Source organism: Methanofollis aquaemaris, assembly GCF_017357525.1.
Classification (GTDB): domain Archaea; phylum Halobacteriota; class Methanomicrobia; order Methanomicrobiales; family Methanofollaceae; genus Methanofollis; species Methanofollis aquaemaris.
Genome location: NZ_CP036172.1, coordinates 2058219 through 2072573 on the forward strand (window position 1 = coordinate 2058219; position 14355 = coordinate 2072573).

Below are 14355 nucleotides of genomic sequence, written 5' to 3' on the forward strand. Positions count from 1 at the left end.
GTGGCTATAGGGACTGAACATGGGTGTTATAACTATCCTGGTGGATTGGATCCCGTACCTCTTTGAGGGGGTCATCCTGACCCTCGCTCTGGTGCTTTCCTCCCTTGGTCTGGGGTTGCTCTTCGGTCTCCCTATGGCCCTCGGCCAGATCTATGGGAATCGGATCCTCAAGAGTATAATATCGGTATATGTCTGGTTCTTCAGGGGTCTGCCTGTCCTTGTGCTCCTGTTCCTCTTCTATTTCGGGATTTTTCTCTCGCTGAACCCCGGGATAGACCCATTTTATGTTGCTATCGTCGTACTTGGGCTCAGGGGTGCGGCGTACCAGTCTCAGATCTTCCGTGGTGCTATCCTCTCGATCAGCGAGGGACAGATGATCGCCGCGAGGTCGCTGGGGATGAGCAGGTGGCAGGCGATCAAGAGTATTATCCTCCCACAGGCAGTGCGGATCGCCCTGCCCGGGTGGTCAAACGAGTACCCGACGGTGCTGACCGATACCTCGGTCTGCTATGCAATCGGAGTGGCCGAGATCCTGACACGGACGACGCAGATTGTAGCCCAGACCTACATCGCGATGCCGATCTATCTGGCTGCAGCCGGGATCTATATTCTTCTCAATTATGCGGGGATGAAGGGCCTGCACATACTGGAGAAGAGGATCAGTATCCCCGGGTTTGGACAAGGAGGCGTGTAGAGAGATGGTTTCAGATGGTTGCATCCTCCGGGTCGAGGATATTCATAAGAAATATGGTGAGCGGGAGGTGCTCCGGGGTGTCTCCTTCGATGTGAAGAAAGGTGAGACAAAAGTCTTCATCGGTCCTTCGGGTACGGGCAAGAGCACCTTGCTGCGGTGCATCAACCAGTTGACCGATCCCGACGAGGGGCGTGTGTTCCTGCACGATGAGGAAGTGACGCACTCTGGCGCACGTATCAATTATTTCCGGCAGAAGATCGGGATGGTGTTCCAGAACTTCTACCTCTTCGACCACCTGACGGCTGTACGGAATGTCGAGATCGCACTGCTGAAGGTGAAGAAGATGGATCCCGCCGCGGCCCGCGAGAAGGCGCTTGCCGAACTGCGCCGGGTGGGGATGGAGGATTGGGCCGAGAACTATCCTGCCGAACTCTCGGGGGGTCAGGCGCAGCGCGTCTCGATCGCGCGTGCGCTGGCGATGGATCCCGACGTGATCCTCTTTGACGAACCTACCTCTGCTCTCGACCCCGAATTGACCCGCGAGGTGCTCGAGGTGATGAAGACGCTCGCCCGGCAGGGGATGACGATGCTCGTGGTGACGCACGAGATGAGTTTTGCCCGCTCGGTTGCGAACGAGATCATCTTCATGGAACACGGGAAGATCCAGGAACAGGGCTCCCCCGACGACCTCATGACAGGTCCTGCATTCACCCGGACAAGAGAGTTCATAGGATCATTCCAGGACTTCGGCGAGCAGTGACGTGGCGAGACGATGGACGATATAGTATTCCTGACGACAATTCTTCTCCCGGCTCTCTGGGACGGTGTCCTGATCACCCTCCTTCTCATCGCAGCGGCAGCCCCCTTCGGTTTTCTCCTGGGGATCGGTCTTGCGATCGGCAGAACATATGGCAACCGCTGGGTTTCGTTTCCCTGCAAAGCTTTTGTCACCTTTGTCAAGGGGACGCCCCTTCTTCTCCTCCTCTTCATCCTGTACTTCGGTATGCCTTCGATCGGGATCAGGTTCCCGTCGGCCGAGTGGGCGGCGGTGGTCGGGTTTATCTTCTGTAATGGGGCGTATAGTTCAGAGTATATCCGGGGTGCGCTTCTCTCGGTGAAGGAAGGGCAGATCACCGCTGCCCAGGCGCTCGGAATGACCAGATTCCAGGGGATTCGGTACATCGTCCTCCCACAGGCGCTCCGCCGTGCCATCCCCGGGCTGACCAATGAGTTCATCTATCTCATCAAGTATTCGTCCCTCGCCTACATGATCACGGTCATCGAACTGACCGGTGCGGGCAAGTTGGTGGCAACGAAGTACTTCACCTTCAATGAGACCTTCATCGTGGTCGGGATCGTCTATCTCTTCCTGGTCACAGTCACCACCCTGGTCGCAAACGGGCTTGAGAAGAAGTACGCCGTCCCGGTGTGAGGGACTCACACTCTTTTTTCAGAACGATCTGTCAGGCGCGAGGGATCCCGTTCACTCATTTCTCGCCGCCCCCCGATGCGAGACGGCAGGGTAGAATCCGTCGGGTGTGGAGGCTCTTCCGATCATCCCGCCGCCGCGCTCCCCATTTGAGTTAGGTTTATCCACCGTGGTGACCTATGCCCCCCGAACCGGGGGGGACCGGACTGAGATGATTTCAGGGTATTTCTCTCTGAGGAGCGGGTGCGATGGCTGAGGAGAAGGGCCCGGCACGGGAACTGGACTGCGTCGGACTCTTCTGCCCGGAACCGATTGCGAGAACGAAAGAGGAGATCGAGAAGGTCGCCGTCGGTGAGGTGCTGAAGGTCGAGGCCGACGACCCGGCGGCCGAAGAGGACATCACCCGCTGGGCGAAGCGGACCGGGCATGAGATTATTGGTCTTGAGAAGGAAGAGGGGATCCTGACCTTCTATATCAGGAGGACGAAGTGAGGTGGTTGGATGGAAAAAATATTGTATGTCCAGACGAGCGGACCCGATACTCCGGAACGGTTGTACGCCCCGTTCATTCTCGGGGCGACGGCGGTGAGCATGGGGGTCGAGGCGGCGATCTTCTTTATGATCAAGGGGGTGATGGTCGTCAAGCAGGGTGAGGCCGAGCAGGTCAGGGTCGGGGCCTTCCCGCCCCTGGTCGAGGCGATGCAGCAGGCGCTCGACGTTGGGGTGAAGATCTATATCTGCGAGCAGAGCACGCAACTGCTCGGGATTCCCCGTGGTGAGTTCATCCCCGAGGGAGTGATCGCCGGCGGGGCGACGCTCAACGACCTGGCCCTGGAGGCCGACGCGGTCCTGACCTTCTGAGTGGTGAGGTGGAGAATGGTCTACCTGGATCATGCATCGGCGGTGCCGGTGGACCCGCGTGTCCTGGCCTTTGCCAGGCACTATCTGGAGGAGGAGTTTGGCAACCCCTCTTCCCTGTATGACCGCGGGCTCTCGGCGCGGCGTGCGGTGGAGGCAGCGAGGGAGCAGGTCGCGGCCCTGGTCAATGCCGGGAGCCCGCGGAGCATCGTCTTCACCGGGAGCGCGACCGAGTCGAACAACCTGGGGATCAGGGGGACGGCGCTGCGGAACCGGAAGAAGGGGAAGAAGATCCTTGTCAGTGCGGTCGAGCACATCTCAGTGATGAACCCGGCAAAAGATCTCCAGAAACAGGGGTTTGAGCTGGATTTCATCCCGGTGGACCGGTATGGGACGGTCGACCTGGCCAATCTGGAGGCAGAGCTCACGCCTGAGACCGTGCTGGTCTCGGTCAATTATGCGAACGACGAGATCGGGACGGTCGAGCCGGTGCGTGAGGTGAGCAGGCTGGTGCATGAGCACGGGGCGTATCTCCATGTGAACGCCACCGCCGCGGCCGGGCGGGTGCCGATCGATGTGCAGGGGGACGGGATCGATCTCCTGACCCTTTCGGGAAACGATCTCGGGGGGCCGCGGGGCGCGGCCGCCCTGTACGTCGGGCCGGGGGTGAAGGTCCAGTCGGTGATGCCGGGCGGCGGGCAGGAGCGCGGGCTGCGTTCAGGGACCGAGAATGTCTTTGCCATTGCCGGGATGGGTGAGGCGGCGCGGCTTGCGGCAGAAGAGATGGAAGAGGAGATGGCGCGGGAGCAGGCGATCCGCGACCGTCTCGTCAGGGCGGTTCTGGAGATCGAGGAGGCCGCACTCACCGGCCACCCGACCGACCGACTCCCTCATCACGCAAGTTTCAGGTTCAGCAGGATCGAGGGGGAGAGCATTCTCCTGAATCTGGATACGTTCTTTGGCATCCAGGTGGCGACCGGGTCGGCGTGCAGTTCCAGGACGCTGGAGCCTTCCCATGTCCTGCTTGCGATCGGGTTGACCCATGAGCAGGCGCATGGCTCGGTGGTGATGACCCTGGGACGGTCGAACACCGTCGCCGATGTCAGGGTCGTCGTCGATGCGATGCAGGAGACGGTAGGGCGTCTCAGGGGGATCTCCCCGTTATAAGAGGAGGTGAAGATATGGAAGATAGGCCACAGATTGGCTACTCGAAGCGGGTCATGGACCATTTCATGAACCCGAGGAATGTGGGCGAGGTCGAGGACGCGGACGGCGTCGGGTTGGTGGGCAACCCGGTCTGCGGCGACCTGATGCAGGTCACTATCAGGGTCGAGGAGGACGTGATCACCGATATCAAGTTCAAGACTTTTGGGTGTGGTTCTGCGATCGCGACGGCAAGCATGGTCACCGAACTGGCGATGGGCAAGCACCTGGACGAGGCGCTGGCGATCACCCGTCAGGACGTGGCAGACGAACTGGAGGGACTGCCGCCGGTGAAGATGCACTGTTCCAACCTCGCGGCAGACGCCCTGCACGAGGCGATCACGGATTATCGGGAGAAGAGAAAGAAGAAAGAGGCTGAAATGACGGCTTGAACCTGCCGGGTATCTGGTGCGGCTGTCCGGGATCAGACCGACAGGATGATGTACCGTTATGTTCCAAGTTCTCACATGGTAGAGGAGTGCTACAGCATCGTCGACCTGATGCTCCTGACGTCTGAGAAGGTTGCGGAGACAGCACGCGGCCTGGACCAGGAGCAGGCGGCGGGGCTCATCGACCACCTCCTTGCGGCGCGCCGGGTCTATGTGGTCGGGGCGGGTCGCTCGGGGCTTGTGGCCAGGGCGTTTGCGATGCGGCTCTGCCATCTTGGGGTGGAAGCCTATGTGGTCGGGGAGACGATCACCCCGGCCCTGGGAGAAGGGGACACGCTTGTCGCTTTTTCGGGTTCGGGGGAAACGACGTCGGTCGTTGACTTCTGCGAGACGGCCCAGGAACTCAATGGCCGGATCTGTCTCATCACGGCCACCCCGGATTCGCAGCTCGGCCGAATGGCCGACTGTGTGGTGGACCTGGGCGCCTCGGCCCCACCGATCCGGACCTCTTCGGGGCAGTATGAGATTCGCCAGCTCACCGGGGAGTATCGATCGGTCTCTCCGTCGTTTGCTCCGTTCGGGACACTGTACGAGACTGCCGCCTTGATCTTTTCAGATGCCGTCCTCTCGGCCCTGATGGAGTTGAAGCATTGCAGTCTTGAGGATGTGAAGGGGCGGCTCGCCAATATCCAGTGAACCGCTCTGAAGATTGATATCTTTGTGAAGGGTTGACCACTCGGAGACCTGTGGTCTTCTCATGCTTTTTTTGGTCGCATCTCGAAAATCAAAGGTTTTTTGGCTTTGTGGAATTCCGTTTCCGGCGTGAGCATCGGGGGCAAGGGTGTGAACTCAAAAGATCTCTGATGAACAATTTTCATGTGGTGTGCCTGAGGCGTGCTCTCTGCTCATCCCTGATTTTACGCAGCCCCATGAGCCTTTTCATTCGGTTCCGTCGTCGGGGCGTCCCTCGATCATCTCGACTTTTTTTCTGATCTCGTCGACTGAGCGCTTCAGGTCGGCGAACTCCCTGTTCATCCCGATCCTCTCGCGGTGGCGACGGTCCAGCCAGGCCTTGAGCCTGAAGAGGGTGTAGAGCAGGAGGGTGAAGCCCGCCAGGAGGAGGATGACCACCGAGAGGGCGTGCAGATGGTCCAGGTATCGGGGGATATTGCCGGTGAGTGCGTACCCGGCCCCACCTACCACGAAGAGCCCACCGGCAGCGGCCCAGGCGGAGAGGACAGCCAGTTTCAGAGGATCCCTGCCCATATGCATATCACCGGATGGTACGGCCGGGGGTGGGGCGCTGAAGAAGTTTTTGTCCAGATGAGCGTTAATCTCAGGTGTCTGGTTGAACATGTCGAGGGGGCTACCGCCGGCGGCGTACCGTTTTATGGGATATGTACATATTCATATTGTTATATTTTTTGTAGATTTTGTGGATCGTCAGGGGGTTATATGCATTTTTTTCAGGAACTGTTTCTATCTGACGGGGTATTCAGCGATTCAGTCCTGCAATATAATTCTGAACAGCAGACGTATCTTTTTCCGGCCTGAGAGGGTGTTGTCCTGGACTTCGGTTCCTGTGTCGCGTGTAAATATATAGCCGCCGCCTATGCTGCCGTCTCCGTCCTTCTCCTCATTACATCGTGAGTGATCGGGTTCTTTTTCGAGACGATCGCATATTTGCCGGGGGCCCTCTTAGAGTATTTTGCCTCAATTTCGCGCTCCTCGTCCCCTTATCCCCTCTTCGCATCACATCTGCGAATCACGCATCCCTCCCTGGCAATTCTTGCCGCCGGTCTCCTGATACCCTCCGGTGTCCCTGATGTCGTGATGCAGGCGCTCTATCTCTCCCTGATCGATGTCTTCGCCGCGGTCGTGTATGCACTTGCGGTCCTTGCGACCAGCAGCCCAGGAAGAGTATTATCCCTCAGGCGTAGAAAAGATCTATTCAATGACTCAGAATGAAGGACACTTTGAGAAGGGGCGGTGGGTCGAGTATGAGGAACCGGCGCCTGAAACATCGTCAGAACCCTCAGCACCTTCGTTGGATGACCTCGTCGACGAGGCCTCGAAGTCGGTACGCAGGGCGGTCGGGGACGTGACCGCACTCGGCCGCCACCTTTTCCTCACTGAGGAGGGACGCGGTCACCTGGAGAAGAAGGCACGGGACGCCGGGGCGGCGCTGGAACGTGCCGTCACCGAGGTGGCCGAGAAGGCGCGGAAGGGTCACGAAAAGAAGGAATAAGCAGGCGGTGGTCTGCTGGCCTCATATCTTTTTTTTAGGCTCTGTAGAATTTTTCATGAGCGCCGGGCTCACGCATACGGGATGAAAATTTCTTGTCACGTGCTGTCTCATTTCAAGACGCAAGAATCGATGGAGACCTCACTCTATTGCCGCCCCCCGGCTATCTTCGTCTGTGGGGGTCCGGGGGCACGGCCCCCGGTGCGAGACGGCAGGGAAGTTTCTGCAATTGAGGGCGGCATGCCTGATCATTCCATCACGCCTTCCCAAACATCGGTGCCGGGGGGAGATTTCTGGCTGTTCACCGATCGCAAGGAGGGGATCACAAACTCTTCCACATCCTGGACGACTGCAATATGAAATTTTCATCCAATATGCCTGTGGTGTGCTTTCGCTTTATGGGCTATTCTAAAAAGCCTGATCTTCTTCAGTTTTCCTGGTGAGGAGTCGATCTGTCATCGCTTCAAGTGCAGTGGTGGCCTCTTCATCGGTTATATTGGGGTCTCTGAAACGGGTAAACCGCTCACATACAAGTTCCTGGCACTGCCCACAGTGGTCGAGGTGCCGTTCGCCCACACAGCATTCATGGATCGGGCACTCCTCGGCTCCGACATATGCCGTCCAGAACGGCCTGCCCCGGACCGCTTCGCACCCTCCACATTCAGAAAAGTAGTCGCAGTCTTTACAGACAATTCCACAGACCTCGATATTTTGTTCCATATGATCGCACTCTGACTGATCGATATATATCTCTGTGCCCTGTATGGTGAAAGTAAATAAGGGAATATATGGGTTCTGTTGAATCGCATGTTTTTAAGGCTTTGTAGAATTTTTCATGAGGCGAAAGCACGCCTCAAGCATATGGGATGAAAATTTCTTGTCACTTGCTCTCTCTCTTTTCAAGAGAGGAGAATCGGTGGGGATCGTGTTCCATCGCCGCCCCTCGGCTATCTTTGGTCCGTGGGGGGTCCGGGGGGTGCAACCCCCCGGCGTGAGACAGCGGGGAAGATTCTGCGATTGAGGGCGGCACATCAGATCGACGTGCCTTCCTCCACGGTTGGTAATGGATCGTGACCAGAACGCGGCGATCAATATTATGAGATTGGGGCTGCAATCTCAGGGGTAACATCCCAGGATGCCCCCGACTTCAGTCGGGGGAGCAGTCACCATTATTTCACGTTCTGTCTTACAACGGCACTCCCATGAGGTGAAGGATCACCACGATAACCACGCCGACGATCCCGCCGAGTGCACAGATGAGTACGGTGATAATGTCGATCGGGATGTCGGGTTGTCCGAAAAGGCTCATCACGTTGAAGAGGTTGATCAGGTAGAGGACGACGACGCCGATGATGGCGTTGATCACGAGTGCAATCCCTTTTCTCACAAAATAAAACAGGAGCAGCGCTATGAGAAGTGCGAGCAGGATTCCGATGATTGGTCCGAGCATGCCTGTAACTCAGCATGCGGAATAAATAGGTTGCGGTCACTTCGCCCTGACCCGCCAGACCCCCGCGGCGAGGACGGCGGCCCAGAGGGGGGCGACCGCTCCGAAACTCCAGGGGAGGGCGGCGAGTGCCGTCGCGAGGGCAAGGGCCTGCGCCGCCCTCACTCTCCCGGGTTCCAGTGTTCCTCCTCCGCTGTCGCCTGATGACCGGATAGTCGATGCCGCGGCGATCGCCCGGAGGAAGAGCACCGTCGCGACGGCGACGATGATGCCGATCGGGAGGAGAGGTGTCGTGATCGCGGTGCCCCGTCCGGCGAAGAGGGCCGCCGCCGCGGCGGTGAGGGCGAGGGCCGCGGCGGGGATGCGGTGGGGGGCGGGCTTCCTCAATGTTTTGTCGAGGAGGAGCGCCGCGGCCGTGAGCGGCCCTGCCATGAGAAACCCCTGCCAGAGGGGCCAGAGGGTAAGGGCGAGCACCAGCGCGACGTCCACGCCCGTTGCCGTAAGCCCGGACGTCCGGTTCACGATCCGCAGGACGAGAAGGAGCCAGAGGAGGGTGAGGATGTCGGAGGCAGGCAGGACGAGGAGAGCGGCGGCCGTGAGCGCCGCCGCCAGCAGCGCGGAAGGGTCGTGGTCGGGGTCGACCTCCCGGCCGAGCGCCCAGGCAAGGAAGACTGCCATGCCGGCGGCGACGCCCAGGATGACGGGCCCGACGATCCCGGTGCCGGTGAGGGCTGTCGCCGCCGTTTTGATGAAGAAGATCACGAGAGAAAAGATGGCAATTGCACGGTTTGTCGGGTAGGAGAAGTCAAGGGGCCGGACGATCCCGCTCACAGGTTGCATGATGGCAGGGCGGCGTGCGCGTAAAAAAGGTTTGGTGCCGGTGCGCGGCCCTTGTTCATTCACGCACCGATACTTTCTCTGTCTTCTCGAATGGCACGTCGAACGAGGCGATGCCTGCATCGATGGTCATCGTGCCTTCCACTTTCACCTCAAGTTCTCCGGAGAGGAGCAGAACCGCGGCCGCAGAGAGCATGGCCGCATTGTCCATGGTGATCGGGACCGTGACTTCGGTCCGGTTGGATGCCGGGACGGTGATCGCTCCTTTGGTTCCTGAGCCGAGCAGCACCTCGGCTCTGTCTTTCGAGTAGGAGACGTCCATCTCCACCCTGCTGATCGTCACCTCGATCGGGTTCGGGTTGTCCACGGCAAGGAAGACCACCAGGTCCATGCTCTCCAGGCTGAGGTCACTGACGGCTACGCCGGTGACGGTGACCTCCGGCGGCCCGACTGGCGGTTCTGAGGTGCATCCGGCGATGAAGACCGCGATCGCGAGAATGGCCAGGATTGGAGTGAGTTTCATAATCCTCCTCTGTCGGTGAAGGGGTGTCACGGTATTTATGGTGCTCGGCACCGCAGGGGGACCGATGGAAAAAAGAGGTGAAGGCCCTGCTCACATCAAGTAGAGGGCCAGATAGACCACGAAGACCGGGACAAAGGCCACTGCCCAGTTCACTCTGTTCCACGTGTACACCGAACTCCCGTCCATGGGGGTGAAGGGCACGAGGGAGTAGACGGCCTCGATGAGGTTGACCGAGAGACCGGTGGTGCCCATGAGGGTCCAGATGCCGCCGAAGGGGATGAGGAGGGCGAATCCCACGGCGAAGATAAAGGAGACAAGCGGCCCTGCGATCATGGTGATGCCGGTCGCCCGCTTCTCGGCGGCCGGGACTGCGGTCATCAGGGGCTGGGCAAAGACATTGCCGAAGAACCAGGCGGTGAGGAAGGTGGTGACGATGCCGCTCGCGTTGAACCTGACCCTGGAGGGCATTGCAAAACGACGGGCGATGAGATGGTGCGTCGCCTCATGCACTGCGACCACCACTCCGCAGACGAGGATGTACACCCCGATGACCCCGGGTACCAGGCCGATCCTTTCGGCAAGGACGAAGGCGAGGCCGTAGATGACCGCACCTGTGCTGAGGATGAGGATCTCGCGGTGGCGGTTTTTTCCTGTCGTATCCCCGAATTTGTTGGCGGCGATCTCTGCCTCTTTCTCCCCCAGTTTCTCGGCGATGTGTTCGCCGAAGAACTCGGCGAGGTTGCCGAGGAGATCCCTGAGGGTGTCGCCGATGCGCCTGAAGACCGAACCGGTCGCACTGCCCGCTATACCGGTTGCAACGAGTGCCCCCGCGACGACCCCGAGGACGACGGCGCCGAGGGGCTCGGTCCCTTCAGGCATCAGGGCCGCGGCCGGTACCGGTCCCTTCACACCAGCGACCGCGCCCGAGGCCCGTGCGCCACCTTCCTGCACGGCCCTGGCCGCTCCGCTGAGGGTATTCATGATCGTCCGGGAGGGGCTTTCGGGAGGCTTTACGTCGTTTGATCCTTCAGGTTGTGCTTCTGAGAGAACTGATGCGCTTTCCCCGGATTTGACCTCTGCTTCTTCGGCGGCCCTTCCATCCGCCTCAGGGACGGCAGGCTGGGCCGGGGGGGTGTCCCGTTCCTCTGTACATGGTGCGCTCGCGTCGCTGCTTCCAGAATGCCAACTGTCTGATCCGCCGTCGTTCGAAGGCGTCGGTGTCGTTGGCGTGACTGTCGGCGGCGTAAGCGGGGCGAGTGCCCCCGCGGCGAAAGTTGAGAAACCGGGGGTCCATACCCTGAAGACGGTGTGAGTGACGTTCTCGGAGACGAAGGCGGCCGGAAGGACGGTGACATTCCCGGTATCGTCCCGCCTGAAGAGCCTGATGTTCTCGTTCCCATACGCCCCGACCCACTCCTTCGGGACGGTCAGGGTGATGAAGGCACCGTTCAGGGCGGAGAGGGTGTGATCGACGAGCATGGTGAGACAGATCTCATCGAGAGACCTGCCTTCAGCCAATGCGGCTTCGGAGAATGCAGCGAGGTCGCTCCCGCTGCACCCGTCTGAGACGAGGAGGTCGAAGGAGGCGGCCTGGTCGTACCGGGAACCGTTGATCTCCACCGCGATCGAGGCCGTCCCGCCTCCTGGGAGGATGATGCTCACCGGGACACCATTCATCAGCACATAATCGAGATCGCCGGTGACATTGCCGCCTGCCTCTGTGAGGGAGGAGAAGATGAAGCGTATCCGGGTGAATGAGGGGTTCGGCCCCTCCACGACCGTCGTGTTTCCGGAGACGTTCAGGGGGGCGGCAAGGGCCGTCCTGTTCAGGGTGACGGTCTGCCCCCCGCCGACAAGGACTCCGTTCAGAGAGAAGGGATAGGAATGCCCTGCCTGGAAGACCGCGATGTAATCTGGCTCTTCTGCCGTGTCCGCGGCATCCCGGTTCTGCACCGTCAGGTTCACGGCGTACCAGCCGTGTACGGCGTACTCGTGGGTCGGGTGCTGGTCTATCGAGAGCGCGGTGTCGTCGCCGAAGTCCCAGCGCCAGGTGTTGGGGAAGCCTGTGGAGGTGTCGTTGAACCGGACGGTTAAGGGTGCGACGCCTGCCGAGGTGTCCGCGGTGAATCCTGCTCTCGGCGGGAGGTTGACCGCATACCAGAGGGTGCCTGCGGTGGTGTTCGTGTCCACGGTCCCGTAGCAGGTATGTGCGATATCGCTCCTGTCGAGGGCCAGGGCGGCGGCGGTGATGAAGGTGTCCGGGGCCGACGCCTCCAGGGTCGTCTGCGACCAGTGCGGTCCTTCGTACCAGAGATGGACCAACCCTTCGGGCGCGACATAGCAGATGTGGGGGTTGCCCGCACTGTCGAGGGCGAGTGAGACGGTATCATAGTCGACCGTACCGAGGAAGGTGATCTTCCAGTCGGTTCCGTCGAAATGGGTATACTTTAGCATCGGGTTGATGGCCGCGGCGTTCGCCCCCTCCGGGCTGTTAACGGTGTAGGCGATGTGAGGATTGCCGTTCCGGTCTATCGCCAGGGAGGTATCGAAGACTTCCACCTTTTCGAGGGTTCTGTTCTCGAAGGAGGACGATCCCTGAGGCAGCCAGGCATGTACCAGTTCTTTGGTATCGCCGCTCTGGCGATAATAACTGAGGTGCGGCCGTCCGGCCGGGTCGAATGCAAGGGAGATGCCGTCGGCATCGGTCCTTTCTTTCGTCTCCACCGCGACCGAATTCCAGGACGCCCCGTCGTGGCGGGCATATATGACGGCTGTCCCCATATTATCGGGAAGTTCGGTCGTGTATGCGATACAGGGAGATCCGGTGCCGTCCACGGCGCAGGCACTCTCTCTGGTCGAGAACCTATAGACGTGATATTCTGTATCCGGCCGACCGAGCACGCCGTCGATGTCATAGTAGTAAAGGCCCTCCTCACTTCCGTCATAATAGACGGTGTGACTCACGCCGGCGAGGCCTTCGCCGTCCAGCGCAACGGAGATGCTGTCCCGTAGGTCTGTCCCGTTCGCGAGGCTCCGCGTCTCCCAGGTCGTCCGGTTCAGGACGGCGTACATCACCTCGACGAGGGTCGGGGAGGAGGACGCCTTCTGGAAGGAGAGATGGGGTCGCCCCTGCCTGTCCACCGCAAGAGAGCACGGACTGCCCGTCCATCTCTCGCCGGTTGAGACGTCGTCGAATGTCCAGTTCACAAGAGGCTCCACCGCGATGACGGTGATGAGATCTGTTTTTTTTGCCGTCCCTGCCTGTCCGTCTCCGTCCCTCACGGTCAGGCCGACCGTGTAGGTGCCGGGGGTTTTATAGGTGTGATCGATGTTCCTGCCGGTTCCCTTCGACCCGTCCCCGAAGTCCCATTCCCACTGAACCAGGGGAGCGGTGTCCGGCGGGGTGAATGAATGGTCGGAGAACTGTACGGTGAGGGGAGCGGGGCCTGCTGGCGGTGCGGCAGAGAAGTCGGCGCTGATCCCCATCAAAGGCACCGCATACTTAAGGGCGGTGTTTGTCTCGTCATAGAAGACGATCCCGGGGTTTCCGTCGCTGTCCACTGCGAGGGCGGGCAACCCGAACCCCTCGACGGTTGCGACGGTGACCGTCTGCCACATGTCCCCGTCGTACCGGGCGTACTGCAGGTTCTTCTCCTCCCCTCCACCGACCATATAACAGATCTGGGGCCTGCCCTCCCCGTCGAGGACGAGGGGGGTGGCGAACCCGATCCTGTCCGCGTCGATGACGTTCTTCTGCCACTGCCCTGCCTCGAGCCAGGCATGGTACAGCGTCGCGGTCTCGCCTTCGAAGCCCACATAACTGATCATGGGCCTGTCCTGAATGTCGAAGAGGAAGGAGGAATCATAGGGAAGAAAACCCGAGGCGACGACTGAGGTCTGCCATTGCCCTTCTTCAAACCGGGCATAGGTCAGTTGGTCCTCTCCGGTCCCGGGTTCGGTTGCCATGAAGCAGATCCCCGGCCTGTCGTGGCTGTCGAAGAGGAGAGTGGCGTCCTGGACCGGGCCTATGGCGACCCGCGCCGTTTCCCATTCTTCCTCACCGACCCTGGCATAGCAGAGGGCGTTTCCTGCATTGTGGTAGCAGATCCCCGGCTTCCCCTGGCTGTCGGTCGCTACCGAGAGGGGTGTCCCTCCGGCTGGATCGGCGGCCTCCGTCTTCCAGGTCGTGCCGTTCCTGAAGGTGCAGAGGAGAGGACCTCCCATGGCGGTGTACGTGATGCAGGGATCACCGTCGGGACCGAGGGTCAGGACCAGGTTCTCAGGCCGTGCTTCCTGGCCGGTCGCAATAGTCTTGGTGACCCAGTTCTCCTCTCTGTGGATGTACCGGAGGGAGGTGTCTTCTGCGACCGAACAGACAAGGTGCGGCCTGCCCTGGCTGTCATGGACGATCTTCGACATCCCGCGGATCTCGCCGCCCGGCGGGGGGACCGCCTCGGTATGCCAGGAAGATCCTTCCCGCCAGGTATGGTTCATCCCATCGTAGGAGGGAGTTCCGATCTCATAGCAAAAGTGCGGATGGCCCTCATCGTCGACAGCAAAGGACCGAAGATAACAGATTGAATTATCCGGAAAATCTGCGGCTACGACGACGTTCCAGGAGGATGTCGCGGAGGCTGCCGGGATGAGAAGAAGAGCGATGAAAAAAACAGCGGTCATGAGGCCTCGCCTGCTGCTGGAGAGGGTAGATGGTGTCATCATGGTTCCTCCAGG

General features: G+C 60.1%; 16 protein-coding genes. 10 read left to right on the forward strand and 6 right to left on the reverse strand.

Translation table 11 applies throughout. The features are described 5' to 3' along the window. Positions 1 to 19 precede the first annotated feature (19 nt). The 8 genes from RJ40_RS09940 to hxlB all read left to right on the forward strand — a co-directional run bounded on the left by RJ40_RS09940 (position 20) and on the right by hxlB (position 5268). Positions 20 to 694 carry an amino acid ABC transporter permease gene (locus RJ40_RS09940; RefSeq protein ID WP_265580697.1) on the forward strand — a complete coding sequence of 225 codons (675 nt, stop codon included), beginning with the start codon at positions 20 to 22 and terminating at the stop codon, positions 692 to 694. A gap of 4 nt (positions 695 to 698) precedes the next feature. Beyond that, positions 699 to 1454, forward strand: a complete 756-nt coding sequence (locus RJ40_RS09945) for an amino acid ABC transporter ATP-binding protein (RefSeq protein ID WP_265580698.1) — start codon at positions 699 to 701, stop codon at positions 1452 to 1454. Positions 1455 to 1466: 12 nt separating this feature from the next. Beyond that, on the forward strand, positions 1467 to 2126 hold the full coding sequence (locus tag RJ40_RS09950) for an amino acid ABC transporter permease (RefSeq protein ID WP_265580699.1): 660 nt from the start codon (positions 1467 to 1469) through the stop codon (positions 2124 to 2126). Between the two features lie 245 nt (positions 2127 to 2371). Further along, complete coding sequence (locus RJ40_RS09955; RefSeq protein WP_265580700.1) at positions 2372 to 2614, forward strand: sulfurtransferase TusA family protein; 243 nt, start codon at positions 2372 to 2374, stop codon at positions 2612 to 2614. Positions 2615 to 2623: 9 nt separating this feature from the next. Next, the gene (locus tag RJ40_RS09960) at positions 2624 to 2983 is read left to right on the forward strand and encodes a DsrE family protein (RefSeq protein WP_265580701.1); all 360 of its coding nucleotides are present in this window, start codon (positions 2624 to 2626) and stop codon (positions 2981 to 2983) included. A gap of 15 nt (positions 2984 to 2998) precedes the next feature. Beyond that, positions 2999 to 4147: a cysteine desulfurase family protein gene (locus RJ40_RS09965; RefSeq protein ID WP_265580702.1), complete on the forward strand. Its 1149-nt coding sequence runs from the start codon at positions 2999 to 3001 to the stop codon at positions 4145 to 4147. A 14-nt stretch (positions 4148 to 4161) separates the two neighbouring features. Then, positions 4162 to 4575 carry a Fe-S cluster assembly scaffold protein NifU gene (gene nifU, locus RJ40_RS09970; RefSeq protein WP_265580703.1) on the forward strand — a complete coding sequence of 138 codons (414 nt, stop codon included), beginning with the start codon at positions 4162 to 4164 and terminating at the stop codon, positions 4573 to 4575. Positions 4576 to 4650: 75 nt separating this feature from the next. Next, positions 4651 to 5268 (forward strand): 6-phospho-3-hexuloisomerase, encoded by a 618-nt coding sequence (hxlB, locus tag RJ40_RS09975; RefSeq protein ID WP_265580704.1) that lies wholly within the window; start codon positions 4651 to 4653, stop codon positions 5266 to 5268. Between the two features lie 243 nt (positions 5269 to 5511). On the opposite strand, the gene RJ40_RS09980 is transcribed toward hxlB, so the two are convergent. Continuing rightward, positions 5512 to 5838 carry a hypothetical protein gene (locus tag RJ40_RS09980; protein ID WP_265580705.1) on the reverse strand — a complete coding sequence of 109 codons (327 nt, stop codon included), beginning with the start codon at positions 5836 to 5838 and terminating at the stop codon, positions 5512 to 5514. A gap of 384 nt (positions 5839 to 6222) precedes the next feature. Here RJ40_RS09980 and RJ40_RS09985 point away from each other — a divergent pair, with 384 nt between their 5' ends. Beyond that, on the forward strand, positions 6223 to 6540 hold the full coding sequence (locus RJ40_RS09985; RefSeq protein WP_265580706.1) for a hypothetical protein: 318 nt from the start codon (positions 6223 to 6225) through the stop codon (positions 6538 to 6540). Beyond that, entirely contained in the window at positions 6527 to 6820 is a 294-nt protein-coding gene (locus RJ40_RS09990) for a hypothetical protein (protein WP_265580707.1), read from the forward strand. The genes RJ40_RS09985 and RJ40_RS09990 overlap by 14 nt, the downstream gene beginning before the upstream one ends. 405 nt (positions 6821 to 7225) lie before the next feature. On the opposite strand, the gene RJ40_RS09995 is transcribed toward RJ40_RS09990, so the two are convergent. The 5 genes from RJ40_RS09995 to RJ40_RS10015 form a co-directional block, all read right to left on the reverse strand. Continuing rightward, positions 7226 to 7537 (reverse strand): DUF3795 domain-containing protein, encoded by a 312-nt coding sequence (locus tag RJ40_RS09995; RefSeq protein ID WP_265580708.1) that lies wholly within the window; start codon positions 7535 to 7537, stop codon positions 7226 to 7228. Positions 7538 to 8003: 466 nt separating this feature from the next. Further along, a complete protein-coding gene (locus RJ40_RS10000) occupies positions 8004 to 8267 on the reverse strand; it encodes a pro-sigmaK processing inhibitor BofA family protein (protein WP_265580709.1) in 264 nt (87 codons plus the stop codon). Positions 8268 to 8303: 36 nt separating this feature from the next. Then, complete coding sequence (locus RJ40_RS10005; RefSeq protein WP_265580710.1) at positions 8304 to 9104, reverse strand: hypothetical protein; 801 nt, start codon at positions 9102 to 9104, stop codon at positions 8304 to 8306. 55 nt (positions 9105 to 9159) lie between these two features. Then, positions 9160 to 9624, reverse strand: a complete 465-nt coding sequence (locus RJ40_RS10010) for an LEA type 2 family protein (protein ID WP_265580711.1) — start codon at positions 9622 to 9624, stop codon at positions 9160 to 9162. 90 nt (positions 9625 to 9714) lie between these two features. Then, positions 9715 to 14343 carry a PKD domain-containing protein gene (locus tag RJ40_RS10015; protein ID WP_265580712.1) on the reverse strand — a complete coding sequence of 1543 codons (4629 nt, stop codon included), beginning with the start codon at positions 14341 to 14343 and terminating at the stop codon, positions 9715 to 9717. Between the last annotated feature and the right edge of the window lie 12 nt (positions 14344 to 14355).